The organism is Sphingomonas sp. SORGH_AS_0879, from assembly GCF_030819175.1.
Lineage (GTDB): Bacteria > Pseudomonadota > Alphaproteobacteria > Sphingomonadales > Sphingomonadaceae > Sphingomonas.
In genome coordinates this window covers 2,450,836-2,477,145 of sequence record NZ_JAUTBJ010000002.1, presented here as the reverse complement: position 1 = coordinate 2,477,145, position 26,310 = coordinate 2,450,836, and the positions used below count along the sequence as shown (strand labels likewise).

Annotated in this window: 23 protein-coding genes and 1 tRNA gene; 14 read left to right on the top strand and 10 right to left on the bottom strand. The window is 65.2% G+C overall.

Annotated elements, in window-relative coordinates; genetic code table 11:
• Nucleotides 1-24: 24 nt before the first annotated feature.
• The 4 genes from lepA to QE379_RS12315 all read left to right on the top strand — a co-directional run bounded on the left by lepA (nt 25) and on the right by QE379_RS12315 (nt 4,052).
• On the top strand, nt 25-1,836 hold the full coding sequence (lepA, locus tag QE379_RS12330) for a translation elongation factor 4 (protein WP_061779000.1): 1,812 nt from the start codon (nt 25-27) through the stop codon (nt 1,834-1,836).
• A gap of 171 nt (nt 1,837-2,007) precedes the next feature.
• A complete protein-coding gene (gene modA / locus QE379_RS12325) occupies nt 2,008-2,760 on the top strand; it encodes a molybdate ABC transporter substrate-binding protein (RefSeq protein ID WP_307000889.1) in 753 nt (250 codons plus the stop codon).
• Between the two features lie 7 nt (nt 2,761-2,767).
• On the top strand, nt 2,768-3,457 hold the full coding sequence (modB, locus tag QE379_RS12320) for a molybdate ABC transporter permease subunit (protein WP_307000887.1): 690 nt from the start codon (nt 2,768-2,770) through the stop codon (nt 3,455-3,457).
• Entirely contained in the window at nt 3,447-4,052 is a 606-nt protein-coding gene (locus tag QE379_RS12315) for an ATP-binding cassette domain-containing protein (protein ID WP_307000886.1), read from the top strand. The genes modB and QE379_RS12315 overlap by 11 nt, the downstream gene beginning before the upstream one ends.
• On the opposite strand, the gene QE379_RS12310 is transcribed toward QE379_RS12315, so the two are convergent.
• From QE379_RS12310 to rplM, 5 genes are all read right to left on the bottom strand, one after another.
• Nucleotides 4,049-6,280 carry a glycoside hydrolase family 3 N-terminal domain-containing protein gene (locus QE379_RS12310; protein ID WP_307000885.1) on the bottom strand — a complete coding sequence of 744 codons (2,232 nt, stop codon included), beginning with the start codon at nt 6,278-6,280 and terminating at the stop codon, nt 4,049-4,051. The two genes, QE379_RS12315 and QE379_RS12310, sit on opposite strands and share 4 nt — an antisense overlap.
• 38 nt (nt 6,281-6,318) lie before the next feature.
• Nucleotides 6,319-7,119, bottom strand: coding sequence for a hypothetical protein (locus QE379_RS12305; RefSeq protein WP_307000884.1), 801 nt, complete (start codon nt 7,117-7,119; stop codon nt 6,319-6,321).
• Nucleotides 7,120-7,315: 196 nt separating this feature from the next.
• Nucleotides 7,316-8,206: a DMT family transporter gene (locus tag QE379_RS12300; protein ID WP_307000883.1), complete on the bottom strand. Its 891-nt coding sequence runs from the start codon at nt 8,204-8,206 to the stop codon at nt 7,316-7,318.
• 169 nt (nt 8,207-8,375) lie between these two features.
• Nucleotides 8,376-8,921 carry a 30S ribosomal protein S9 gene (gene rpsI, locus QE379_RS12295; RefSeq protein WP_307000882.1) on the bottom strand — a complete coding sequence of 182 codons (546 nt, stop codon included), beginning with the start codon at nt 8,919-8,921 and terminating at the stop codon, nt 8,376-8,378.
• A complete protein-coding gene (rplM, locus tag QE379_RS12290; protein ID WP_037568175.1) occupies nt 8,921-9,400 on the bottom strand; it encodes a 50S ribosomal protein L13 in 480 nt (159 codons plus the stop codon). The genes rpsI and rplM overlap by 1 nt, the downstream gene beginning before the upstream one ends.
• Between rplM and QE379_RS12285 the strand changes: the two genes are divergently transcribed.
• On the top strand, nt 9,387-9,536 hold the full coding sequence (locus QE379_RS12285; RefSeq protein WP_307003313.1) for a hypothetical protein: 150 nt from the start codon (nt 9,387-9,389) through the stop codon (nt 9,534-9,536). The two genes, rplM and QE379_RS12285, sit on opposite strands and share 14 nt — an antisense overlap.
• Here QE379_RS12285 and QE379_RS12280 read toward each other — a convergent pair.
• Nucleotides 9,523-10,578, bottom strand: coding sequence for a COX15/CtaA family protein (locus QE379_RS12280; RefSeq protein ID WP_373461780.1), 1,056 nt, complete (start codon nt 10,576-10,578; stop codon nt 9,523-9,525). The genes QE379_RS12285 and QE379_RS12280 overlap by 14 nt on opposite strands.
• A 107-nt stretch (nt 10,579-10,685) precedes the next feature.
• Between QE379_RS12280 and QE379_RS12275 the strand changes: the two genes are divergently transcribed.
• From QE379_RS12275 to QE379_RS12265, 3 genes are all read left to right on the top strand, one after another.
• Complete coding sequence (locus QE379_RS12275; protein ID WP_307000880.1) at nt 10,686-11,153, top strand: Fur family transcriptional regulator; 468 nt, start codon at nt 10,686-10,688, stop codon at nt 11,151-11,153.
• A 265-nt stretch (nt 11,154-11,418) separates the two neighbouring features.
• A complete protein-coding gene (locus tag QE379_RS12270) occupies nt 11,419-14,403 on the top strand; it encodes a TonB-dependent siderophore receptor (RefSeq protein WP_307000879.1) in 2,985 nt (994 codons plus the stop codon).
• 11 nt (nt 14,404-14,414) lie between these two features.
• On the top strand, nt 14,415-15,413 hold the full coding sequence (locus QE379_RS12265; RefSeq protein WP_307000878.1) for a glycoside hydrolase family 43 protein: 999 nt from the start codon (nt 14,415-14,417) through the stop codon (nt 15,411-15,413).
• A 148-nt stretch (nt 15,414-15,561) separates the two neighbouring features.
• Here the strand turns inward: QE379_RS12265 and QE379_RS12260 are convergent, their stop codons facing one another.
• Entirely contained in the window at nt 15,562-16,602 is a 1,041-nt protein-coding gene (locus tag QE379_RS12260) for a LacI family DNA-binding transcriptional regulator (RefSeq protein WP_373461779.1), read from the bottom strand.
• Nucleotides 16,603-16,634: 32 nt separating this feature from the next.
• Here QE379_RS12260 and QE379_RS12255 point away from each other — a divergent pair, with 32 nt between their 5' ends.
• The 6 genes from QE379_RS12255 (at nt 16,635) to QE379_RS12230 (ending at nt 24,279) form a co-directional block, all read left to right on the top strand.
• Nucleotides 16,635-17,957 (top strand): MFS transporter, encoded by a 1,323-nt coding sequence (locus tag QE379_RS12255; protein ID WP_307003203.1) that lies wholly within the window; start codon nt 16,635-16,637, stop codon nt 17,955-17,957.
• Nucleotides 17,954-19,531, top strand: coding sequence for a glycoside hydrolase family 43 protein (locus QE379_RS12250; protein ID WP_307000876.1), 1,578 nt, complete (start codon nt 17,954-17,956; stop codon nt 19,529-19,531). The genes QE379_RS12255 and QE379_RS12250 overlap by 4 nt, the downstream gene beginning before the upstream one ends.
• 146 nt (nt 19,532-19,677) lie before the next feature.
• On the top strand, nt 19,678-21,513 hold the full coding sequence (locus tag QE379_RS12245; RefSeq protein WP_307000874.1) for a glycoside hydrolase family 2 protein: 1,836 nt from the start codon (nt 19,678-19,680) through the stop codon (nt 21,511-21,513).
• Nucleotides 21,514-21,566: 53 nt separating this feature from the next.
• Nucleotides 21,567-22,058 (top strand): nucleoside deaminase, encoded by a 492-nt coding sequence (locus tag QE379_RS12240; protein ID WP_307000873.1) that lies wholly within the window; start codon nt 21,567-21,569, stop codon nt 22,056-22,058.
• A gap of 57 nt (nt 22,059-22,115) precedes the next feature.
• Nucleotides 22,116-22,192: transfer RNA gene (locus QE379_RS12235), tRNA-Pro, on the top strand.
• Nucleotides 22,193-22,416: 224 nt separating this feature from the next.
• Entirely contained in the window at nt 22,417-24,279 is a 1,863-nt protein-coding gene (locus QE379_RS12230) for a hypothetical protein (protein WP_307000872.1), read from the top strand.
• Nucleotides 24,280-24,393: 114 nt separating this feature from the next.
• Here the strand turns inward: QE379_RS12230 and QE379_RS12225 are convergent, their stop codons facing one another.
• The 3 genes from QE379_RS12225 to QE379_RS12215 form a co-directional block, all read right to left on the bottom strand.
• Nucleotides 24,394-24,882: a hypothetical protein gene (locus tag QE379_RS12225; RefSeq protein ID WP_307000871.1), complete on the bottom strand. Its 489-nt coding sequence runs from the start codon at nt 24,880-24,882 to the stop codon at nt 24,394-24,396.
• A gap of 59 nt (nt 24,883-24,941) precedes the next feature.
• Nucleotides 24,942-25,460, bottom strand: coding sequence for a hypothetical protein (locus QE379_RS12220; protein ID WP_307000870.1), 519 nt, complete (start codon nt 25,458-25,460; stop codon nt 24,942-24,944).
• Between the two features lie 64 nt (nt 25,461-25,524).
• Nucleotides 25,525-25,800: a hypothetical protein gene (locus QE379_RS12215; RefSeq protein WP_307000869.1), complete on the bottom strand. Its 276-nt coding sequence runs from the start codon at nt 25,798-25,800 to the stop codon at nt 25,525-25,527.
• Nucleotides 25,801-26,310: the final 510 nt, after the last annotated feature.

Genomic DNA, 26,310 nt, shown 5'->3' with positions numbered 1-26,310 from the left:
GGACAGGCTAGGCGCTGCGGGATCATGACCACGCCGCTCGACAAGATTCGCAATTTCTCCATCATCGCGCATATCGACCATGGCAAGTCGACACTCGCCGATCGCCTGATCCAGTTCACCGGCGGCCTGACCGACCGCGAGATGAGCGAACAGGTTCTCGACAATATGGAGATCGAGAAGGAACGCGGCATCACCATCAAGGCGCAGACCGTGCGCCTGGCGTACAAGGCGCAGGACGGCGAGACGTACACGCTGAACCTGATGGACACGCCGGGCCATGTCGACTTCGCCTATGAGGTCAGCCGGTCGCTGGCCGCCTGCGAAGGCGCGCTGCTGGTCGTCGATGCCGCGCAGGGCGTCGAGGCGCAGACGCTGGCCAATGTCTATCAGTCGATCGAGCATGACCATGAGATCGTGCCCGTCATCAACAAGATCGATCTGCCCGCCGCCGAACCCGAAAAGGTCCGCGCCGAGATCGAGGATGTGATCGGCATCGATGCCTCGGGCGCGGTGCTGGCCAGCGCCAAGTCGGGCATCGGCATCGGCGACATCCTGGAAGCGATCGTCAAGAATATCCCGGCCCCGAAGGGCGATGCGACCGCGCCGCTGAAGGCGATGCTGGTCGATAGCTGGTACGACCCCTATCTGGGCGTCGTCATCCTGGTCCGCGTCATGGAAGGGACGCTGAAAAAAGGGCAGCAGATCAAGTTCATGCAGGCGGGCACCACCCACCTGATCGACCGGGTCGGCTGTTTCCGTCCCAAGATCGAGCAACTGACCGAACTGGGCGTGGGCGAGATCGGCTTCATCACCGCGCAGATCAAGGACGTGGCGCAGGCGCGGGTCGGCGACACGCTGACCGACGCCAAGAAGCCGACCGAGCAGGCGCTGCCGGGCTTCAAGGAAGTCCAGCCGGTGGTGTTCTGCGGCCTGTTCCCGGTGGATGCCAACGACTTCGAAAAGCTGCGCGAGTCGATCAGCAAGCTGCGGCTGAACGATGCCTCGTTCAGCTTCGAGATGGAAACCTCGGCAGCGCTCGGCTTCGGTTTTCGTTGCGGCTTTCTGGGCCTGCTGCATCTGGAGATCATCCAGGAGCGGCTGACCCGCGAATATGACCTTGATCTCATCACCACCGCGCCCTCGGTGGTGTACCAGATCGAACTGAGCCATGACGGCGGCCAGATCGACCTGCACAACCCCGCCGACATGCCCGATCCCAACAAGATCGCGTCGATCAGCGAACCGTGGATCGAGGCGACCATCTATGTCCCCGACGAATATCTGGGTTCGATCCTGAAGCTGTGCCAGGACCGGCGGGGCATCCAGAAGAACCTGACCTATGTCGGCGGGCGGGCGCAAGCGACCTATGAACTGCCGCTCAACGAAGTCGTGTTCGATTTCTACGACCGGCTGAAGTCGCTGTCCAAGGGCTATGCCAGCTTCGACTATCATCAGATCGGCTATCGCGAGGGTGACCTCGTGAAGATGAGCATCCTGGTCAACGAAGAGCCGGTCGACGCGCTGTCGATGATCGTCCATCGCGGCACCGCCGAGACGCGCGGGCGCGGCATGTGCGAGCGGTTGAAGGAACTCATCCCACGTCACCTGTTCAAGATCCCGATCCAGGCGGCGATCGGCGGCAAGGTGATCGCGCGCGAGACGATCAGCGCGATGCGCAAGGACGTGACCGCGAAATGCTATGGCGGCGACGCAACTCGTAAGCGCAAGCTGCTGGAAAAGCAGAAAAAAGGTAAGGCCAAGATGCGCGAGTACGGTTCGGTCAGCATTCCCCAGGAAGCCTTTATCGCTGCCCTTCGCATGGGCGACGAAGCGTAAACCCTTTATTCCTCCCCAAGCTTTGCTTGGGGAGGGGGACCAGCGAAGCTGGTGGAGGGGGATAGACGCCATTCCAGACAGTATTTACCGCCTCCCCAAACGGGGAGAAAATCGTCCCTTGTGCGTTACAGCGAAAAGCCGCCATCACGGCGCTTCGGGGGGACGCCGTCGATGAAACCATTTTCCATCCTCGCGCTATTCGGCGCGCTGAGTGTGTCGGTGCCCGCCGTCGCGCAGAATCGCGCGCCCCTGGTTCTTGCTGCGGCCAGCCTTCAAGAATCGATGACCGCCGCCGCCGATAGCTGGGCGAAGAAGGGGCATCCTCGCCCCGTCATTTCCTTCGCCGCCTCCTCGGCCTTGGCGCGACAGGTACAGGCAGGGGGCACGGCCGATCTGTTCGCCTCGGCGGACGAGGAATGGATGGACGTCCTGCAGAAGGACGGGCTGCTCGCCGAGCGTACCCGCAGCGCCTTTCTGGGCAATCGGCTGGTCGTCATTGCGCCAGCGGGCAAGGGCGGTCAGGTGACCACGCGGACGCTGGCAAAGACGCTGTCCGCGGGGCCGCTCGCCATGGCCGATACGGATAGCGTGCCGGCGGGCAAATATGGCAAGGCCGCGCTCGAAAAGCTGGGCGCATGGAGCGCCGTCGCCCCGCATGTCGTGCGAGCGGAGAATGTCCGCGCCGCGCTTGCCTTGGTCGAGCGGGGAGCTGCGCCTTACGGGATCGTCTATGCGACGGATGCCAAGGCGTCGCCGCGCGTCCATGTCGTCGGCCTGTTCCCGGTGGCCAGCCATAGCCCGATCACCTATCCGCTCGCCCGGTTGAAGGCCTCCACCAACCCCCAGGCCGAAGGTTTCCGCCGCTTCCTGCTGTCGAGCGAGGGCAAAGCGATCTTCCGGCGTTACGGTTTCTCGACGCGATGACGGCCTGATGCTGTCACCCGAGGAATGGGGGATCGTCCGGCTATCGTTGCTCGTGGGCGGCACGGCGATGCTGGCGACGCTGCCGATCGCGTTCGTTCTGGCATGGCTGTTGGCGCGGGGGCGGTTTCCGGGGCGGGTGCTGCTCGACGGCATCGTCCATCTGCCGTTGGTGGTCCCGCCGGTGGTGACCGGCTGGGTGTTGCTCCTCGCCTTCGGGCCGGAGGGGCCGATCGGTCGCTGGCTGAGCGAATGGTTCGGGGCGACCGTGCTGTTCCGCTGGACCGGCGCGGCGATCGCGGCGGCGGTGATGGCTCTGCCACTGGTCGTGCGGGCGATTCGCCTTTCGATCGAGGCGGTTGATCCCCGTCTGGAACAGGCTGCGCGAACGCTGGGCGCGGGGCGGGCCCGAGTCTTTGCAACCATCACCCTGCCATTGTGCGCGCCGGGGATATTGGCGGGCCTCGTGCTCGGTTTCGCCCGTTCGATCGGGGAGTTCGGAGCGACGATCACCTTCGTCTCCAACGTGCCGGGGGAGACGGCCACCCTGCCGCTCGCCATCTATTCCGCGCTCCAGCGGCCCGGTGGCGAGGATATGGTGTGGCGGCTCGCGACCGTGTCGGTGGTGTTGTCGCTGATCGCGCTGGTCGCGTCCGAATGGCTGGCGCGGCGAATGGGGCGGGGTCTGCATGTCCTTTGACGTCGACGTTTCCGTCCTGCGTGGGGACAGCCGGATCGCGGCGCGCTTCGCGACCGGCCCGGGCGCCACCGTGCTGTTCGGTCCGTCGGGCGTGGGCAAGACCAGCATCCTGCAAATGGTGGCAGGGCTGCTCCGTCCGGAAACCGGCCATGTCCGCGTTGCGGGGGAGACGCTGTTCGATGCGGACGCGCGTATCGATGTGCGGCCGGAGCGGCGGCGGATCGGCTATGTCTTTCAGGAGCCGCGACTGTTCCCGCATATGCGGGTCGCGGCCAATTTGCGCTACGGACAGGGGCGCGGGGAGGGCGATAGCGACGGGATCGTCGCGATGCTGGGTATCGGCCATCTGCTCGACCGCTGGCCGCGCAGTTTGTCGGGTGGGGAGGCTCGCCGGGTGGCGATCGGGCGGGCACTGCTCAGCGGCCCGCGTGTGCTGTTGCTCGATGAGCCGCTATCGTCGCTCGACCGTGCGCGCCGAGGGGACATACTCGACGCGCTGGTGGCCGTGCGGGACCGGACGGGCATCCCGATCCTGATGGTGACGCACGACCCGGACGAAGCCGAACGCATCGCCACCAATATCGTCCGGCTTTAGATCAGCTCGAACGTCTTGCGGTCGCCATCGACCGAACTGGTCGCGACCCATAGGTCATATTCTCCCGGCTCGATTACCCAGTCATCCTCGCCCCAGAAGCGCAGGTCGTCGCGGGTCAGCGACAGGCGGACGGTCCGCGACTGGCCGGGGTTCAGCGTCACCCGTTCGAACCCCTTCAATTCGCGCACCGGACGGGTCCGGCTGGCGACCTTGTCGTGGACATAGAGTTGCACCACCTGCGACCCCGCCCGTGAGCCGGTGTTGGTAATGGTCGCGCTCACCTCCATCCTGTCGGTCATGCGCGGCGGCACCGTGACGTCGGAAACCTGCCACTGGGTATAGCTGAGGCCATAGCCGAAGGGATAAAGCGCCTCGTTCTTCGTCTCGCGGTAGCGGGCCTTATAGTCCTGAGCCCCGGTGTCGGGCGCGGGGCGCCCGGTATTCTTGTGATTGTAGAAATAGGGCTGCTGCCCGCTCTCGTGCGGGAAGCTGACCGAGAGTTTGGCCGAAGGGTTCACATCGCCGAACAGCACATCGGCGATCGCGTTGCCGCTCTCCGACCCCAGGAACCAGGTGGCGAGGATTGCGGGAGCATCCTTGACGGCACCGTGCAGCGCCAGTGCGCGACCATGGCGGAGCAGGACGACCACCGGCTTGCCGGTCGCGGCGACAGCTTCGGCGAGGTCCATCTGCGCTTGTGGAATGGTGATCTCCGCCCGCGACTGCGCCTCGCCCGACATGAGTTGAGTCTCCCCGACAGCGAGCAACACCACGTCCGCCGCGCGCGCCGCCGCCACCGCCGCGTCGATCCCGCCGGGGATGGCCGCCTCGACATCCGAACCCTTGACCACTTCGACCGCCAGCTTGCGATTTCGAAGCCCCTGCGCGACCGAGACGTTCAGCCGGGCATCCGACATGAAGGCCCAGGTGCCGACGACATTGTCCCGGTCCTCACCGAACGGCCCGATCAACGCGATGCGCCCCGGATCGGCCTTGAGCGGCAGCAGATCGTCTTCATTCTTCAACAGTACGATCGAGCGCGCGCCCGCCTCGCGCGAAAGCTTCAGCATGGCGGGTGTCGATACCTGGCTCCGCTCCGCCTTTTGGCTGATCGAGCGATAGGGATTGTCGAACAGGCCGATGGTGTCCTTCAACGAAAGGACACGCCGCACCGCCTCGTCCAGTCGGGCCATGGGCACCTCGCCCTTCTCGACCAGATCAGGCAGCCACAGGTTGAACAGGTTGGAGGCCATGGCCATGTCCACCCCCGCCAGGAACGCCTTCTTCGCGGCGTCGCGGCCATCGGCGGCATAGCCATGCGCGATCAATTCCTCATCGGCGGTGTAATCGCCGACGACCATCCCCTTGAAACCCCATTGCTGGTGAAGAAGGTCGGTCAGCAGCCAGCGATTCCCCGACGACGGCACGCCGTGGATGTCGTTGAACGCCGACATGATCGTCGCGACCCCGGCATCGACACAGGCCTTGAAGGAGGCGAGGTGAACTTCATGCAGGGTTTGGGGTGAAATCTCGGTATAGTTGTAATCCATGCCGCCGCTGACCGCGCCATAGGCGGCGAAATGCTTGGCGCAGGCGGCGACGCTGGTCGGGTCGCGCAGGTCACGCCCCTGAAAGCCGCGTACCCGCGCGACGGCGAGCCTGGTGCCCAGATACACATCCTCGCCTGAACCCTCCGCGACGCGCCCCCAGCGCTGGTCGCGCGCGACATCGACCATGGGGGCGAAGGTCCATTGCATGCCCAGCGCGGTCGTCTCGATCGCCGCCGCTCGGGCGGTGCGCTCGGCCAGGTCGGGGTCGAAGGCGCAGGCCTCCGCGATCGGCAGCGGATAGGCGGTGCGAAGGCCATGGATCACATCGCCCGCGAAGATCAGCGGGATCTTCAACCGCGTCTGCATCATGGCATCCTGTGCCGCCTTCGCTCCCGCATAGCCGACGCCGTTGAACAGCATCCCGATCTCGCCCTTACGGATGCGCGCCAATTGCGCGGCGGCGTCGTTACGCGCGGGCAGGCCGGGGTTGAAGGGCAGGCCGATGGGCCGGATCTGGTCGGAGAAGCAGGACAATTGCCCGGCCTTCTCGGCCAGGGTCATCCGCCCGATCAGCGTTTCGATCCGGTCGGATTGCGCGAGCGCCCGACCCCCCAAGGACAGCCCGGCGATGGTCGCGCCGGCCTTGAGCATCTGGCGACGATCCAGGGTGGGGGACATGGCACGCTCTCCTGCAACATGATGATTTTGTCATGTCGCTACCGCCGAGGGGCGGCGGGGGCAAGGTCGCCGCACCAGAGTGCGCCGTGGGTCAGGCGCGGGGCGCTGCAATGGGCGGGATGGGGAGGCGGGGTGCCGGGCGCCCATAGTTTCAGGCGGCGCAGCGTCTCGGGCATGTCGGAGTCGACCACGGGCAGGGGATTGCCGTCGCCATAGCGCGTCACGCTGCGATAGCGCAGCACGGGGGCATAGCGCCCTGACGTGCCGAGCCGGTTCACCGTGATCCAGAAGGCAAAGGGCGCGTCCGACGTCGGTTCGGCGGAGATGATCGCGCCGCGCAAGGGCCCGCTTTCGATATAGCGAACCGCCTGATTGTTGTTGCGACCGGTCTTCAGATCATAGACCGGCACGAACCGGTCACCTGCTTGGTCATAGCCGAGGACCATGGTCCCCACGACCTGATCCCCATTGCCGCCGTGAAGGCTGGCGGCTTGCACCCATAGCAAAGGATGATTGGGTTCGGGCCGGATGATGCGCGCGTCTTCGAGATAATGCGGTCGGTCATAGATGGTCGCCTGTCCGGCTCTGACCAGCATCGCGTCAAGCGACGGGCGACAGCTTTTGCCGCCGTCGCCGGTGATGCAAAGATGGAGTTCGCCGGGGACCTTTTCTGTCCCCCCGCCGAACGGATCGGGCGTCTCCGGCCCCTGGGTCACAAGCAATTGCCAGCCCGCTTTCAGGCCGAAGGGTCGTGAAAGCTCGACTGAAGGCGGGGCGGTGTTGGCGGTCATCTCCAGGGCGAGGAGGGAGAGCATAGAAAACAGGCGACGATAGCTCATGCCGATGACCCCTGGTGAACGCGGCGTCGGACGACGACCTGCTGGCGTTGTCAGGGGAGTCTACGCTGAGGCGAATGGCCAACGGATGAAGTCGGGGTGACATTCGCCAGTCAAAGGCTGACATTGGGCGGGGAGCGACGTTTCCTCCCCTGGAAGGGGAGAAATGAAGATTATGCAGCTTGAATGTCGATGGGGCCTATAACAGCGTCGTCAGCAGGACCCCGCCAATGATGGCGACACCCGACAGGATCTGCCGCGCGCCCAGAGCCTCACGGAACAACCGGTGCCCGGCCATGGCGGCGATCGGAGCTTCGATGATGCCCAGCGCCCGGACCGGCGCGGCGGGCGACAGGGCGAGCGCGACGAACCAGCCCGCCGAGGCGCAGGCGCCGCACAGCCCGGCCCCCAGGGACGGACGCCATCGGCGCAGCACTTCGGTCAAGGCGGCGGGATCGCGCCAGGCCAGGATCAGGCCGAGCGCGAGACTCTGCATCGCCTGCACCACCGCGACACAGACCAGCGCGGCGAATACCGGGTGCGAGGAGTCCAGCGCAAGCGCCGCATGGCGGAACGCGTTGAGCGAGAAACCGAAGAAAAGGCCCGACGCCAGTCCCATCGCGACCCCGATCAGCGAGGCGCGACGCTGTTCGGGTGGTGGCCAGGACAGGGCGACCAGACCGATGGTGGTGATGACGACACCGACCCATGCGATGGCGCTGATCCGGTCGTGATAGACAATGAGGCCGAGCAGGGCGGCCAGCGGCAGCGAGCTTTGCTGAAGCGCGGTGCCGACCGCGAAACCCGAGCGGCGCATGGCGTCGAGCAGCGCGGCGGTCGCGAGCACCTGTGCCGTCGCGCCGACGATGGCCGACAACCAGAAAGCCCCGGACCAGTGGAGATCCGCACCCGGGGTGAAGTGACGGGCGACGGTGACGAACAGGATCGAGAAGGGCAGCCCGAACAGGAACCGCACAAGCGTCGCACCCCAGGGCCCCGACGACGACATGACCCCGCGTTGCAGGGCGTTGCGACCGACTTGAAAAGTCGCGGCGGCGACCGTGGCGGGTATCCATAACGGATTGGACATGGGTTATTCGTCCTGAACTTGCCTCGAACGAAAAAGAGCGGCCCGTTGCCGGACCGCTCCTTCGGTAGCAAAGCCTGGCCACGCGGTCGGACATCGTCGGCTGTGCCGACGCTGCCGCCCACCGTGGCAAGTCCGTGGATTGCTCGCGCAATCCACGGCTGCCCGCGTCTTAGCGCTTCGAGAACTGGAAGCTGCGACGCGCCTTGGCGCGGCCATACTTCTTACGCTCGACCGTGCGGCTGTCGCGGGTCAGGAAGCCGGCGGCCTTGACCGGAGCACGGAGAACCGGCTCGTACTTGGTCAGCGCCTGGCTGATGCCGTGCTTGACCGCACCGGCCTGGCCCGACAGACCACCGCCCTTGACGGTGCAGATCACGTCATACTGACCTTCGCGCTCGGTGATGCCGAACACCTGGTTGATGACGAGACGCAGCGTCGGACGCGCGAAATAGACTTCCTGATCGCGGCCGTTGATCGTGATCTTGCCCGAACCCGGCTTCAGCCAGACGCGAGCCACGGCGTCCTTGCGACGGCCGGTGGCATAGGCGCGGCCGAACTTGTCCAGTTCCTGCTGACGCAGCGGGGTGGTGCTGACGCGCTCGACGGGAGCGGCGGCGGGGGCTTCCCCCTCGACGGGGGGCTGCGCGGTCGCGGCAGCGGCCTGCTGGTTCAGCGTGGCGCCGAGATCGGCGAGCGACTGGCGGTTGTCGGACATTATGCGCCCACCTTGTTCTTGCGGTTCATCGACGCGATGTCGAGGACTTCGGGGTTCTGAGCGGCGTGCGGATGCTCGGTGCCGGCGAAGATGCGCAGGTTGCGCATCTGCTGACGACCCAGCGGACCACGGGGGATCATGCGCTCGACGGCCTTTTCCAAGACGCGCTCGGGGAAGCGGCCTTCCAGGACCTTGGCGGCGGTGATGCCCTTGATACCACCGGCATAACCGGTGTGCTTGTAATACACCTTCTGGCCCAGCTTGTTGCCGGTGAAGCGCACCTTGTCCGCATTGATGACGATGACATTGTCACCGCAATCCACGTGCGGGGTGAAGCTCGGCTTGTGCTTGCCGCGCAGGATGTTCGCGATGATGGTGGCGGCGCGGCCGACAACCAGGCCGTCGGCGTCGACGATATGCCACTTCTTCTCCACCTCGTGCGGCTTGGCCGCCTTGGTGGTCTTCATGAGCGCCTTCATGGGCGTGAGACCTTTCGGTTTGAAATGCAACACGCCGCCCTTTGTCTCGGGCGGCGCGAACGAGGGTCCAATGCTGTTCGGCGCTCAAAATGTCAAGCAAAGTGCGGCTTTGCTGACGGGTATTATGATACCTTGATGGTGTGCGCGCCGCTGCCGACCCGGTGTGCGGCGGCGGCGGCGGCGATCAGCAGCAGCGCGGCATTGGCCTGATGCGACACCGCGATGTCGATCTGCACGCCCGAGAGCAGGGTCGCGACGCCGAGGGCGATCTGGACCAGCACCAGCGCGATGACCAGCCATCCGGCGCGCAGCGCGCCCGCCCGGATCGCTCGCGCCGCCAACCAGATCAGCCCGGCGGCGGCGGCGAAGGCGAACCAGCGGTGGATGAACTGCACCACCACCGGATTGTCGAAGGCATTGGCGATGGCCGGGCTCATCATCGGCACCCCCGCCGGGAACCATGCATCGCCCATCAGCGGCCAGCTTGAAAAGGCATAGCCCGCGTCCAGCCCGGCGGTCAGCGCGCCGAACATCAACTGTACGAACAGTAGCGCCAGCGCGACGATCCCAGGCAGGGTCAGCCGGGCAGGGGCCGATAGCGGGTTCCGGTGAAGCGCCATCAGGTCCAGCGCGGTCCAGACGATCCCGGCAAGAATGACCAGCGCGGTCAGCAGATGGACGGTCAGGCGGATATGGCTGACATCGGTCCGCTCGACCAGGCCCGAGGCGACCATCCACCACCCGATCGCGCCTTGCAGCCCGCCCAGCGCAAGCAGCGCAACCAGGCGCGGCTTATACCCCATGGGAATGGCCTTCCGCGCCCAGAACCAGATCAGGGGCAGGGCGAAGGCCATGCCGATCACCCGCCCCAGGACGCGGTGCAGATATTCCCAGAAGAAGATCGCCTTGAACCCGCCCAGCGTCATGTCGCGGTTGAAGATCCAATATTCCGGAATACGCTTGTAGTTGTCGAACTCCGCCTGCCACTGCGCCTCGGTCAGCGGGGGGACGATGCCGGTGATCGGCTTCCATTCGGTGATCGACAGGCCGCTATTGGTCAGTCGCGTGATCCCGCCGACCACGACCATGGCGACGATCAGACCGGCGACCGCGAACAGCCAGCGGGCCAAGGCTCGGGGGCGGGCGGTGATCATGAAGGCAGGGCTCGGTTGCAGCATGATCCCGTCATAGAAGCCCGCGCGGTCGTGCGATAGTGGACCGAATGCCTCGTGCGGCTGCGGCGGCGGACCTTGCTCCACCGGTCCGCAGAGCCTAAATCCCGATCATGGCGCATATGCATAACCATCACGAGCCCGAAGGGGCCGATCTGGCCGACGCGGCAAAGGCGACGCTGGAGCGCGCGGGCGAGCAGTGGACGGCAATGCGCGCCAGCGTGTTCGAAGCGTTGGCCGGGTTCGAAAAGCCCGCCTCGGCCTATGACATCGCCGATGTCATGTCGAAATCGCAGGGGCGACGGGTCGCGGCGAACAGCGTCTATCGCATCCTGGACCTGTTCGTCGGCGCCAATCTCGCCCGCCGGGTCGAAAGCGCCAATGCCTATGTCGCCAATGCGCATCCCAATTGCATGCACGACTGCATCTTTCTGGTCTGCGATAAATGCGGGCAGACGACCCATATCGACGACGACCGCCTGACCGGCGCGGTGCGCGATGCCGCGAAGGGCGCTGGTTTCAGCCCAGAACGACCGGTGATCGAGGTGAGGGGACGCTGCGCCGCCTGTGCGGCGAATTGAACCGTCCGCTTGATCGGGCAAGTTAGCATCGACCGCACTTCTTTTGGCTTCCTCTCTCCCTCTCCCCCTCTCCCCTCTATGACGGGCGACGGGGGAGAAAACGGCGTTGAACGCCGGTCTGTCGTGAACGCTCACCTCAATTCAGCGCGGCGACGGCGCATCTGAAACCCTTGAATCGATACGGGCCATTGACTTGCGCGACAAAACGCGGAATGAGTCTGGTAACGTTACCAGATAAAACGGAACGAAAAGGGAGAGGTTCGAGATGATGACGGGATCGCATAGCCGCAGCCTGCGTCGGCACAATCTTGGCGCGGTCAGCTTCGCGGTGCTTGCCATGGCCACGGTCGCAGCGCCCGCCTGGGCTCAGACGACACCCGAAGTGGCGGCACAGGCCACCCCGACGCAGGATGCTGCGGCCATTCCACCCAATCAGGCGGCCGAGCCGAGCGAAGAGGTCAATAGCCGCGACATCATCGTCACGGGCTCGCGAATCACGACCGGCGGCTTCACCGCGCCGACCCCGACGACCGTCATCGGCGAGGAACAGATCGCCGCGAACGCGCAGCCGAACATCTTCACGACCGTCGCCCAGCTTCCCTCGTTGCAGGGCTCGACGGGCACCGCGACCAACACCTTCAGCACGTCGAGCGGGCAGCAGGGCCTCAGTTCCTTCTCGTTGCGTGGCGTGGGCGCGATCCGGACCCTGACCCTGCTCGACGGGCAGCGGGTGGTCGGCGCGAACGTCACCGGCGTGCCGGACATCAGCCTGTTTCCGCAGTTGCTGATCAAGCGGGTCGATGTGGTCAATGGCGGTGCCTCGGCCTCCTATGGTTCGGATGCGGTCGGCGGCGTCGTCAACTTCATCACCGATACCCGGTTCAAGGGGATCAAGGGCAATATCCAGGGCGGCCTGACCACGTACGGCGATGACGAACAGGTGCTCATCCAACTCGCGGGCGGCACCAGCCTGTTGAACGATTCGCTACACGTGATCGCCAGCACCGAATATGCGCACGAGGAAGGAGTCGGCGGCGGCGATTTCGGCCTCGGCCTGGCGGGCGGGCGCGACTGGTTTCGTCAGTCGACACTCATCAACCGCAACGTCCTGAACGACGGGACGCCGCAATATCTGTTCCGCGACTATGCGCAGCCCTATAACTATACCAAATACGGCCTCATCACCGCCGGGCCGCTTCAGGGTATCGCCTTCGACCGGTCGGGCAATCCGTTCCAGTTCCAATATGGGGGCGGGGTGCCTGCGCGCGACGCGGCGGGCAATGTCCAGGGCTGTTTCCCCGGCTTCTGCCTGGGCGGCGACCTGTCGGGCAATGTCGATGCGGGGCGTTCGCTCCAGTCGAAGATCCAGCGGGTGAACAGCTATGGCCGGATCGGCTATGACTTCGCACCCAATGGCGAGATTTACGGTACGATCAATATCGGCCAGGTGAAGACCAACAACCAGCCGGTCGGCGGCGCGAACCGCCCGAACCTGACCATCCAGTGCGCCAACCCCTACGTCCCCGCGCTGATCAAGACCGCGTGCGCGACCGCCGGGATCACCAACTTCCAATATGGCACCAGCAACGCGGCGCTGGGCGATACGCAGGTCTTTACCGATCGTCGCCAGTATCGCTTCGTCGCGGGCGCCAAGGGACGCGAGCCGGTGGCCGGGTCCGACTGGTCCTACGACATCTATTATGAGCACGGGACCAACTATACCGATGTCGATGTCAGCAACATCATGCTGTCGCGCCGGTTCAACCAGGCGATCAATGCGACGACGCTGAACGGCGCGATCGTCTGCGCCGATCCGACCGCACGGGCCAATGGGTGCCAGCCGCTCAACATATTCGGCGGCAATCCGTCGCAGGCGGCGCTCAACTACATCATCCCGGAGAACGGCCCGTTCCAGCGCACCCGCCAGACGCAGGATGTGATCAGCCTCAACTTCTCGGGCTCGCCCTTCTCGTCCTGGGCGGGGCCGGTATCGATCGCGTTCGGTGGCGAGTTCCGCCACGAATATTACCGCGTCCGTGCCGACCCTTACGGCGCGGGTTTCGCCAACAGCCCGGCCAATGGCGCCTATCCCGCCGACCCGGTCCTGCTGGCCGACGGCAACAACTGGTATGCCGGCAACTACAAGAATGGCGGCGGCGCCTATAGCGTGAAGGAGGCCTTTCTGGAGGCCGACCTGCCGATCATCAATTCGGACGCCGGGGGCCGTGCCAATATCAACGGCGCGGTGCGCGTCACCGACTACAGCACCTCGGGCACCGTCTGGGCGTGGAAGATCGGGGGAACCTGGGACCTGCCGGTCGATGGCCTGCGCATTCGCGGCGTGACCTCACGCGACGTCCGCGCGCCCAATCTGTCGGAACTGTTCGCGGCGCCCGTCACGACGACGCTGCCGGGCTTTTTCGATCCGTTCAACAACGTCAACGTGCTGGCGCTTCAGAACACGATCGGCAACGTCAACCTGACCCCCGAAATCGCGCGCAACACGACGCTGGGCATCGCCTTCTCCAACTCGCAGGCGATACCGGGGCTGAGCCTGTCGGTCGATTACTACAAGATCAAGATTACCGACGTCATCTCCAGCCTGGGCGCGCAGGATATCGTCAACCTGTGCTTCCTGAACATCGCGCCCGAGACCTGCGGCGTGTTCAACCTGAACAATCCCAACGGCCCCAACTTCATCAACGTCCAGTCGTTCAACCTGGCCTCGATCCTGACCGACGGCTTCGATATCGAGGCGAGCTATCGCTGGCGCAATCCGCTGGGCCTGCCGGGCAGCCTGACGCTGCGCGCGCTGGCGACCAATATCCGGCGCTTCATCACCGACACCGGTTTGCCGAACACGATCCCCAACGACACGGCGGGCGTGAACATCGGCAATACGCCCAAGTGGAAGTGGCTGGCGGTCCAGACCTATGCCACCGACGACTGGTCGCTGCTGCTCCAGGAACGCTGGTTCAGCGACGGCAAACTGGGCAATCAATATATCGAGTGCACCACGGGTTGCCCGGCTTCGACCGCCAACCGCCCGACGATCGACAATAATTTCATCCCCGGCGCCTTCTATTTCGATGTGGGCGGCACCTATAACGTGACCAAGGCGGTCACCGCCTATTTCAAGGTCGATAACCTATTTGATCGCGAACCGGCGCGGTCGCCCTATTTCGTGAACCCTGCGCTCTATGACGTGCTCGGTCGCGTGTACCGGGCTGGCGTGCGGTTCAACTTCTGAGGGGGGATGTGATGAGAACGGCGCGGATCATCGGGGCGGCGCTGCTCGCCGCCCTGCCGGTGGCGGTGATGGCGGCGGACACGCCGCCCGCTGCGCCGGGATCGAACCCGATCATCCGGGACAAGTTCACGGCGGACCCCGCGCCTTTGGTGGTGGGGGACCGGCTGTACCTCTATGTCGGCCATGACGAGGCGCAGCGGGACGAGATGTTCAACATGAAGGAATGGCTGGTCTATTCCACCACGGACATGCGGACCTGGACTCCGCACGGGCCCATCATGAACGTGCGCGACTTCAAATGGGCCAAGAAGGACGCCTGGGCCAGCCAGACCATCTACAAAAACGGCAAATACTGGTTCTATGCCGCAGTCGAGCATGACGACAGCCATCCGGGCAAGGCGATCGCGGTCGCCGTGTCCGACACCCCGACCGGCCCGTTCGTCGATGCCAAGGGATCGGCGCTCATCACCAACCAGATGACGCCCAAGGGCACGCATAGCTGGGAGGATATCGACCCGACCGTCATGACCGATGACGACGGGACGACGTGGATCGCCTGGGGCAACCGGCAATGCTATATCGCCAAGCTGAAGCCCAACATGATCGAGATCGATGGCCCGATCACCGAGATCACCCCGCCGCATTTCGAGGAGGGCCCCTGGCTGCACAAGCGGGGCAAGCTCTATTACCTGACCTATGCCTCGCTCGACCGGACGACGCAGCGCGACGAGCATATCTCCTACGCCACCGCGCCATCGCCGAAGGGGCCGTGGACCTATCGCGGGTTGCTGACAGGGTCGGGCAAGTACAGCTTCACCATCCATCCGGGCATCGCGGAGTTCAAGGGCAAGTCCTATCTGTTCCTGCACAACGCGAATCTGGCGATCGGCGACCAGAGCGGAGCGATCGGGCGACGCGCGGTGACGGTCGAGCGGCTATACTATAATCCCGACGGCACGATGAAGCCGGTCGTCCAGACCGAAGCCGGTGTGACGGCCTCGGCTCGGTAGCAGGGTGGCCTCACTCCTCCTGTTCCACCCCGGCGGAGGTCGGGGGCCAGCCGCTATGCGTCTCGAATGGTCGCCAAAGCGGTCGGTCGATGCTCGACCGGCTTCAGAGCAACTGGACCCCGGACTCCGCCGGGGTGGAGCATCAGTTTCAGGAACGTGGCGGGGCGGTGGAGTCGCGTTCGATCAACTGATGTTCCAGCACGGTGACACGTGGCTGGCCGTTCGACGCCGGAACCCCGGCGCGAATTTCCTGGATCAGCCTTTGCAACGCTTCGGTCGCCAGCGCGCGGACCGGCTGATGGATCGTCGTCAGCGGTGGCCAGAGCGTCGTCGCGGCGGTGCTGTCGTCGAAGCCCACCACGGTCAGGTCGCCCGGCACCTCCAGATGCCGCCGATGCGCCACCGAGACGATGGCGGCAGCCATGTCATCGTTGCTGGCGAAGATCGCGGTCGGCGGTCGCTCGCCGCTCAGCAGTTCCTCGCCAGCACGCAGGCCCGAGGCATAGCTGTAATCGCCCTGGACGATCCGCGTTTCGAGGCCGCCTTCCTCCTCGACCGCGCGGCGAAAGCCCGCCAGACGCTCGATACTGGCCGACTGGCCGGGATTGCCATGGACGAAGCCGATGCGGCGATGGCCCAGCCCGATCAGGTGGCGGGTCATGTCATAGGCGGCACGGGCATTGTCGATCCAGACGGACACCGCATCGGGCGCGACGCCGCCGATCACCGCCATGGGCAGCCCTGCCTCGCGGATGATGTCGCGCACGAAATCGGACTCGCCCAGCGGCGGGGCAAGGATGACGCCCGCGATCCGCTGTTCGATCAACCCCTCTATGGCGTCGCGAGTCGGGGGACGACCCTGTTCGCCCTTGAGCAGGAACAACTGCGCCGCGCGGGTCGAGGCTTCTTCGAACACGCCGACCAGCAGCTCGCTCATGAAGGCGGCGCTTGGGTTCGAATAGATGACGCCGATCCGGATTTCGCGCGAGGTCACGAGACTGCGCGCCATCAGGTTTGGCGTATAGTTCAGCCGCTTGATGACCTCGCGGACATGGACGCGAACCTCGTCGCGGACGCCCGCGTCGCCGTTGATGACGCGCGAGACGGTCATGGGCGAGACACCGGCCTCCTTGGCCACGTCGATGATGGTCACGCCCCGCGGGCGCCGTTGGGTCTTGGTCAAGGTCATCCTGTCCCGTTATCGGGCTTCACGCTGTGCCGATGTTCGCCGACAGCCGTGCCCCGGCAGAGGCCGACAGGTCAATGGGAACGACATATGCCGAACAGGCCGAAGGACCGCATGTGAAGCGCTTTCCCTATATCCGCTGGACGATCATCGGCCTGTTCGTCGCGGCGATGGTCATCAACTATCTGACGCGCAGTATCCTGGGCGTCGCCGCGCCCGCGATCATGGCCGAGCAGCATATCTCGTCCGCGCAATATAGCTGGATCACCGGCGCCTTTCAGTTCGGCATCATGTTTCAGCCGGTGGCGGGCTATCTGCTCGACCTGTTCGGCCTGAAATTCGGGTTCAGCCTGTTCGTCGCGGTCTGGTCGCTGATCACGCTGGGCCATGGTTTCGCCAATGGCTGGCTGGGCTTTGCCGGGCTTCGCGGCGCGCTGGGGCTGGTCGAGGGGTCGGCGCAGCCGGCGGGGATGAAGGTCGTCGCCGAATGGTTTCCGGCGCGCGAGCGCGGTGTGGCGGGCGGCATCTATCAGATCGGGGCGTCGTTCGGCGCGGTCTTTGCGCCGCCGCTGGTCGCCTGGGCGGTGTTCCATCATAGCTGGCGTGCGGCGTTCTTCGTGGCGGGCGGGCTGGGCCTGCTCTGGGTCCTGGCCTGGCTGTTCTGGTATGCGCCGCCCGCGCGCCACCGCTCGCTATCGACGGACGAGCGCAACCTGATCGTCGGGGGGCAGGAGGCGTCGCTCGCCAAGCATCGCCGTCGTCCGCCTTTGGGCGAACTGCTCCGCCGCCGGAACCTGTGGGCGATCGCGGCGGCGCGGTTCCTGGCCGATCCGGTCTGGGGGATGCTGTCGCTGTGGATGCCGCTCTACCTCGTCCAGGCGCGGCATTTCGATCTGACCCAGATCGCGCTGTTCGCCTGGCTGCCCTTTCTGGCCGCTGATCTGGGGTGTCTGTTCGGGCCCGCCGTGGTCGCCTTCCTGCAACGGCGCGGCGTCAACCTGATCGACGCGCGGCGCGGGGCCTTCACGCTCGGCGCGGTGCTGATGACCGGCATGATGTTCGTCGGCAGCGTGAACAGCCCGGTGGCCGCCGTTGCGCTCTTGTGCCTGGGCGGTTTCGCGCACCAGACCCTGTCGGTGACCGTCATCACCCTATGCTCCGACCTGTTCCCGCAGGATCAGGTGGCGACCGCGACCGGCGTGTCGGGGACGGCGGCCAATCTGGGCGTGCTGCTCTTCACCTTGACGCTCGGCTCGCTGGTCGATCAGGTCGGCTATCAGCCCTTCTTCATCTTGCTCGGCCTGCTCGATCTGGCAGGCGCGGCGCTCCTCTGGACCTTGGTGCGAAAACCCGCATGACCCCGATCAATCCGATTTTGCGCGGCTTCAACCCCGACCCCTCGATCGTGCGCGTGGGCGAGGACTATTATATCGCGACCTCCACCTTCGAATGGTATCCGGGCGTCCAGATCCATCACAGCCGCGATCTGGTGAACTGGACGTTGGTCGCGCGCCCGCTCAACCGTGCGAGCCAGCTCGACATGCGGGGCAATCCCGATGGATGCGGTGTCTGGGCGCCCGATCTGAGCCACAAGGACGGGCGCTTCCACCTGATCTTCACCGATGTGAAGCGTTATGGCCGCACCACGGTCGACGGGGCGAAGGGCGCCTCGTTGCGCGACTTCCACAATTACTGGGTCTCGTGCGACCGGGTCGACGGCGAGTGGACCGATGCCGTGCATCTGAACAGCAGCGGCTTCGACCCGGCGCTGTTCCATGACGATGACGGGCGAAGCTGGCTGCTCAACATGCTGTGGGACCATCGCCCGGACCGCAAGCGTTTCGCCGGGATCGTCATCCAGCAGATGGACCTGTCGAGCGGTCGGTTGCTGGGCGAGCGTCGGCTCATCTTCGCGGGGACCGAACTGGGCTTCACCGAGGGGCCGCATCTCTACAAGCGCGACGGCTGGTATCATCTGCTCGTGGCCGAGGGCGGGACCGAGCGGGGGCATGCCGTGGTGATGGCTCGTTCGCGCACCCTGTTCGGGCCCTATGAGGTCCACCCCGACGGCCCGGTCCTGACCGCGCGCCACGATCCCGCCGCGCCGCTGCAACGCACGGGCCATGGCGATCTGGTCGAAACGCCGGAGGGCGAGACCTGGATGGCCTATCTGTGCGGTCGTCCGCTACCCGGCAGCGATCGCTGCGTGCTGGGGCGAGAGACCGCGATCCGGCGGATGCGCTGGGACGCGGATGGCTGGTTGCGCTGTGCCGAGCCCGACGCCGAAGTTGGAGCCGTCGCAGCCGTGAACGAATGCGACTGGTTCGACGGGCCGATACTGCCGCCCGCCTTTCAGTGGCTTCGTACGCCCGAACCCGATCGGCTGTTCAGCCTGACCGAACGGCCCGGTCATTTGCGGCTCTATGGACGCGACACGATCGGCAGCCATTTCGAGCAGGCGCTGGTGGCGCGGCGGCCGACCGCGTTTCGCTATGACGTCACCACGCTGGTCGCGTTCGAGCCCGAGCATTTCCAGCAGGCGGCGGGGCTCGTCTGCTACTATAACAGCACCAAATATCATTATCTCCACATCACCGCCGGGGATGAGGGCGAAAAGCTAATCCAGCTCCTGTCTGTTCTACCCACGGGCGAGGGACAGAGCCTGATCACGCCGCCGCTGGTCGCGCCCGCCGGGCCGGTGGAACTTCGCGCCTCGGTCGACCATGAAACGCTCCGCTTCGCCTTCCGGGCGGAGGGCGCGGAGGAATGGCAGTGGCTGCCCGAGACATGCGATGCCAGCCTGTTGTCGGACGAAGCGACGCTGGCGGGCCTGCCCAATTTCACGGGAACGTTCGTCGGTATGGCGTGTCAGGATATGGCCGGGACGGGCCACCCCGCCGACTTCCGCTATTTCCACTATCGGGAGGAATGATGGAGGGGATTGTCGCCGGTCGCCTGACGGCATCGCCGCCATGGGTGGCGAACCGGCGATAGTCGCTTTAGGCTGACCGCAAAATCCGGCCGAACAGGGGAGAGGGAAGCATGGGCAGGACAGGCTTTACACGCATCATGGCCGGCATGATGCTCACCCTGGCTACCCCATGCTTCGCTCAGGACGCACCTCCCTCGCCAGGTCCGCTACTCGTCGCCGCCGACTTGCGCGAAGGCACCGACTTGTCGGGGCCATGGCATTATTCGATCGACCCGTTCCGCTCGGGCATTTCGGGCTTTCACGGCGGCATGCCCGATACGGGGCAGCAGCGCTGGCGCGACGTCGATGTCCGCGCGGCCATGGCAAAGGACAGCCGGGTCCTTTACGAATTCGACCTCGCCCATTCGCCGCTCGCATCCTTGCCGTCTTCCTGGCTGACCCATGCGCCGGAACTGCGCCATTATGACGGGCTGATGTGGTATCAGCGGACCTTCGCGGCGCCCGAGACGCGAAAGGGCCGCTATTTCCTCCGCTTCGGCGCGGCCAATTACGCGACCATCGTCTATCTGAACGGCAAGGAGATCGGTCGGCACGAGGGCGGCTTCACCCCCTTCGCCTTCGAGGTGACGCAAGTCCTGCGCGACGGTCAGAACCAGATCACTATCGGCGTCGACTCGCAGGCCAACGAGGCCACCGTCCCGCCGCCCGTCACCGACTGGGAAAATTATGGCGGCATGACCCGCCCGGTCCGGCTGATCGCGACGACCGATACCTATGTCGACGATGCCTGGGTGCGGTTGACCCGCGACGGGCGGATGGCGGCGGACGTGCATCTCGACGGTCCGCAGGCCGCCAATCGTCCGGTGCGTCTGAAGATCGCCGAACTCGGACTGGACCGGGCAGGGACGACCGATGCCCATGGCAACTGGCGCGCGACCATGGCTGCCCCGCGCGCCCTGATCCGCTGGTCGCCCGAGGGCCCCAAGCTCTATGATGTCACCGTCACGTCCGGCGAAGATCGGTGGCACGACCGGATCGGTTTCCGCACGATCGAGCGGCGCGGGGCGGATATCCTGCTCAACGGCAAGCCGATCTTCCTGCGCGGCATTTCGATGCATGAGGAGGAACTGGGCGTCGATCCCACCCGCGCGATCACCCCCGCGGCGTCCCGCGCGCTGCTCAGCGAGATCAAGGACGGACTGCACGGCAATTTCGTCCGCCTGGCCCATTATCCGCATTCGGACGTCACCGTGCGGATGGCCGACGAACTGGGGCTGATCGTGTGGAGCGAGGTGCCGGTCTATTGGCGCGTCGCCTGGTCCAATCCCGATACGCTGGTCCGCGCGCGGACCATGCTCGCCGAGAACATCCTTCGCGACCGCAACCGTGCCTCGGTGGCGATCTGGAGCGTCGCCAACGAAACCCCGGTCACCGATGCGCGCAACAGCTTCCTGCGCACGCTGGTCGCCGATGTTCGCCGCCTGGACGATACGCGGCTGGTCAGCGCGGCCTTGCTGGTCGAGCGGGGGGAGGGGGCGGACCACCCGGTCATGACCTTAGCCGATCCGCTGGCCGAGGTGCTCGATGTCATGGCCATCAACACGTACAATGGCTGGTATTCGCAGGATCGCCTGTCCGACCTGGAGCGCAGCGAGTGGCATGTGCCCGCGGACAAGCCCCTGATCTTTTCCGAGTTCGGCGCGGATGCACGGGCTGGCTTCCACGATCCCGCCAACAAACAGAAATTCTCCGAGGAGTTCCAGGCCGATTACTACCGCGCGACGCTGGGCATGACCGATCGTGTGCCGACGCTGCGCGGCATGTCGCCCTGGATCCTGAAGGACTTCCGCTCGCCCCGCCGCCAGAACCCCGATTTCCAGCAGGGCTGGAACCGCAAGGGGCTGATCTCCGAGACCGGGCAGCGCAAGGAGGCTTTCGATGTGCTGGGCGACTATTATGCGCGCAAGGCATCCTCTCGATAGACGGTGTTCCAATCCGTTGAACCCATAACCTGGGTCACGGCGTTGAGCCCGCCATGACACAAGAAGACGAAAAATGGATGCGCATGGCGATCGACGTGGCGCGTTCGAAGGGCTCCGATCCCTCGACCTCGCCGCTCGGCTCGGTGATCGTTCTGGACGGCCGCGTCATCGCCGCCGAGCGTAATCAGACGCACGAACTGCCCGACGCCACCGCCCATGCCGAAATGATGGCGATCCGGCGTGGCTGCGAAGGGGAGGGGGCGCTGGAATTGCGCGGCGCGACGCTCTATTCGACGCTCCAGCCCTGCGGCATGTGCACCATGGCGTCGATCTGGTCGAAGGTCGGGCGAGTCGTGTACGGCGCTGGCCGCGATGACGTGCATCCGATGTATTTCGAGGCAAGGCATGTCGACACGCTCGGCTTCATTGCCGACGCCTATCGCGACGACATCGTGATCGAGGGCGGATGCCTGAGGGCGGAATGCGCCGAGCTCTACTACCCGCCCGATGCGGACCTGCCCGTCGAGGAACAGGCGAACCTGTAATCCCCCGAAATACCCCTTGCACCCGCCGCCCCGCTTCCCCTAAGGGCACATCCCTGTCGGGGAGTGGCGCAGTCTGGTAGCGCGCCTGCTTTGGGAGCAGGATGTCGCAGGTTCGAATCCTGTCTCCCCGACCATCCGCACCTAAGTCGTTGATTTCACGTCGCCTAACTGGCGTTCGGGGACCGTTGTACCCACGGCTGTACCCATCGCTGTACCCATTGGGGGTGACGGAATGGGATTACGGAACCTGCGGCTGCGTGGTGGCAGCTATCATTGGCGGCGCAAGATCACGGTGGCGGGCACGCACGTGCCCCTGTGCTTTTCCCTTCGAACGGGAAATTATAAACATGCGCGGTGTATGGCCGATCGCCTGAACGTGGCGGTCGAGGGGGTGCGCATGGCCTATGGCCAATCGACGGGGATGAGGCCGGATCAACTGAAGAAGGTGTTCAGCGATGCGCTGCGCTGGCAGTTGCAGCGAATCCTGGAAGATCAGACGGGCACCACCGCGCCGTCCGATGATCACGCGTCGATCAACACCCTCTATGCCGAGGCCTGGGGCTTTCTGGGCCGCCGCGGGGTCGGCGCGCAATGGACGCTGGACGAGCATGACCGCCTGATCGCGGCCGGCTGGTCGCCGGCGCGCGCGAAGCAGGTCGCCGATCTGGTGTTCGAATTCCAGAACAACGACCCCGTCTCCAAGGCCCAGATCGACAGCTACACCACCGTGTTCGGCATCCTGCCGACGCAGGACAATGTCGCCCGTATGGGCAAGACGATCTGCGCCGCGCGGGCAGCCGCCTGCCGAGAAGCGACGGCGCTGTTGCCCGACACCGAAGACGAGACGGCCGCATGGGTCGACGACGCGTTGGCGGACGACGCGCCATTCGCCTTCGAGCAGATCGCGCCACAAGGCACGCGTCCTACGCCTACAGGACCGCTCGCGGATGACATCGTCACGCCGGCTCAGCCCCCGGTACCGTCGTCAAAGCCCGAGCGACCGAAACAACGCATCGTCGATGCGGCTGAGGACTGCATCGCCGCGTACGGCAAGGAGGGCGGCTGGGACACGGATTCGATCAAGCAGGTGCGGACCGCCATCCGCCTGTTCGATCACGCTTGCGGCGGCGACGCTTTCATCGAGGATCTGGACCAATCCCATGTTCGCGCCTTCACGACCCTGTGCCGGGCATTGCCGAACCGCTGGGGCCGTACCCGCGAGGAACAGGCGGGTGGCATCGCCGCCAGCCTCGAGCGGGCAAAGGGCATGGACCCCGCGCAGATCGGCATCAGTCAGGTCACCATCAACAAGCATCTGACCTGGGTCTCTGCCGTCCTGACCCATGCGGCGGGCGAAGAGGATGATCCCGAGGCGCATCGACCGGCCAAGCCGCTGTCCTTCAAGGTTGCGCGGGCCGGACTCGGCAAATCCGATCGCAAGCAGCGCAAGCGGGATCGGGATAAGCGCGCCAATTGGACCAAGCAGGAAGTCGCCACGCTGTTGTCCGCGCCGATCTGGACCGGGTGCGCCGGTATCGGCGGGCGTTTCAAACCCGGAACCGAAATCTTCCACGACGCCTGGTACTGGCTGCCGTTGATGCTCCCGCTTTATGGCGGTCGCAGTTCAGAGCTTGCCGGACTGGGCTTGGCCGAGGTCTTCGAACAAGACCCGATCCCCTATTTTCTGATCCAATATACCGAGGATCGCGCGCTCAAGAACATCCAGTCGATTCGACGGCTGCCGATCCATCCCGAACTGATCCGCTTGGGCTTTATCGACTATGTGAAGGCGATGCGCGCCGCAGGATCGACCATGCTGTTTCCTGAGATGCAGTCGCCCAACTCCACGACATTCGCCGGCACGTTCTACAAGTCCGTGTTCAGGCCGTTGCGGGACTGGGCTTTCCCCGAAGGCACGTCATGGCGGCATCGCGTCGGCGGTGCATGGAAGGATAAAGACGTCCACAGCTTCCGCGGCTTGGCAACGACGACCATGAAAGGGCGTGTTCCCAGCGAAGTGCGATGCGACATCTTCGGCCACGAGGGCGAGACGGAAACCGCAAGGACCTATGACGAGGAAGCCGAGCTTTCCCTCAAGCTTGATGCCCTGAAGTTGCTGACGCCGCTGACCGCGCACATCCCAGCGATGCTCCCCATTCGGCTAAGGCCGCCCGAGCGACGGCAGCATCGTACGCGAGCCGCGAAGGTGCGGTTGAAGTGAGTGTCGGCATCTCGGCCGAGCCGCCATATTCGGGCAGGACCGCTATTCTTTTCGAGCGGGTGTCCGAATTGGCTGGCTCGTCCGTATAGGGTGATAGACCTCGACGCGGGTCCGTCAGGCGGCCTTTGCCCAGAGCGTGCACTGCGCGTCGTCATACTGAACGCCCGGCCGCATGACCTGCCGGGTCAGCCACGTGCTGGCGCGTTCGATGCCCTCACTCAGATCGTCGGCGGGCTTGCCGTCGATGTGCACGATCTCGCGCGGTGCGAGGCGGAAATGCCCGCGGACATGGTTCTGCGGCAGGATCAGCCCGCGGTTGCCCGACTTCGACACCCACAGGCGGCAGCCGCTCTGGATGTGGCAGCGGCCATCGCGCGGTAGGAACATTGTGATTCCGGTCAGCGCCGGGGTCGGACGGTCGCGATATTCGAGGTGCAGGACGTCGGCGTCGGTCTCGACCGCGTGACGGCCCATCTTGATCTGGTCCTCGATCTCGAGCGGATCACCACCGGTGATGGCGACGCCGGGCTTGAGCTTGCGGGTACCGAGCAGCAGCTTCACAACGGCGCGGGTGACGGCGGCTTCGAAAGTCGGGTTGGTCATCTCGATATCTCCTTGTTTCATCCCCCATTCCCGGGGGCACATTCTCGTGTTCGCTGATCTCAACCCTGTTCTGTCCGCCGACAGGCGCGGACGATCTCGGCGGCGGCGCGTTCGAGCCCGGTCACCCGCTCCCACCCGCTGTTCCAGGGAGCGGGCATCGACACCTCCAACCCGTGCCGGGTGATCCCGACGAAGAGGTCCGGGCGCGCCGGCACGAGGTGCAGGCCGCCATCGGCATCGCGGTAGAAACTCAAATCTGGCACCAGGATCGGTCCGGTGACCGAGTGCAGCGCGACATCGGCCCGCACCGGCTCGAGGATTTCGGGGTGGAAGCCGTGCCTTATCAGCACCACGTCGCGCTTGCGGGACGCGGCACACCGCATCACCGCGTCGTCATAGAGACGCTCGGCGACCGGGGTCGCCACGACGATCAGGTTGTTCTCGAGCGACTCCACGCCCCCCGGCAGTCCGGTGTTGCCCGCATAGGGGTATGGCTCGTCGGGAGCGAGTGCGGTCAGAACATAGTTGAGGAGCGCGACCGAGGTCGTCGGCAGCGTGTCATGGAGAGTCGAATGCATGGGGGGTACCTGCGCAACAGCGTGATCCCCGGACCGGCTGGTCCGGATCAGGCCCCTTCGATTTTCATTTCTCGTCAGGGCTTCGCTCGGCTCCGGTCGATCTTGCCTTCCTCACGCGGCAGCGGTTGCTGCCATCGCGAAAGATGGCGTTGCCGATGACGGCATAGCCCCAGCTATCGAGTGTCCGCGCGCTGTCCGCGATGGTACCCGCGCGGTGGATTGCGGCGGCTGGGCAATAGACTTCGGCCATGGCGGGCACCCAGCCGGCGATGCTGCCGGCGGGCTGGCGCTGCCACCATTGCCCGGCAACCAGGGCGGTGAGCAGCAGGATGGCGCTCACGCGGAAAACCAACGGAAAGTGGCGTCGCTTCATTTTCTTTCCTCCAGCAGATTGTCGACGCTGGAGAGGGTAAACATCTCGAAATACGGCGGATTGTGCAGTCGCAAGCCGCCCAACTTGCCTCATGTTGCAGCAACCCGAACGTCGTTCCTGCACGGCGGGACTTGGTTCGTTAACGGGTTCCGCTTAGACAAGCCCGGTTCGCCAGCAGGCGGACCGGGGCGTGAGAACCCTGATGACAAGTAGCCGTATGCCCGGCCCGAACCAGTTTCGGCCGGGAGGCGCCCGCGGATGTCCAGGGCTCCTTTTGGGGGCCTAAAGGCGTGCGCGCTCGTCTTGTCACGGGTTCTCAACTTCCGGCTTTCGGGCCGGCACCGCCTCGTTTCACGGGGCGGTGCCGCCGGCTGGGGAAGCCAGGCACTGCCCGACACGGGGGTGCGTATGGTTGCGGGACTTGGCCGCCAGTGGCGGAAAGCTTTTCAAACATCATCGGTGATTTCAGCAGCCATG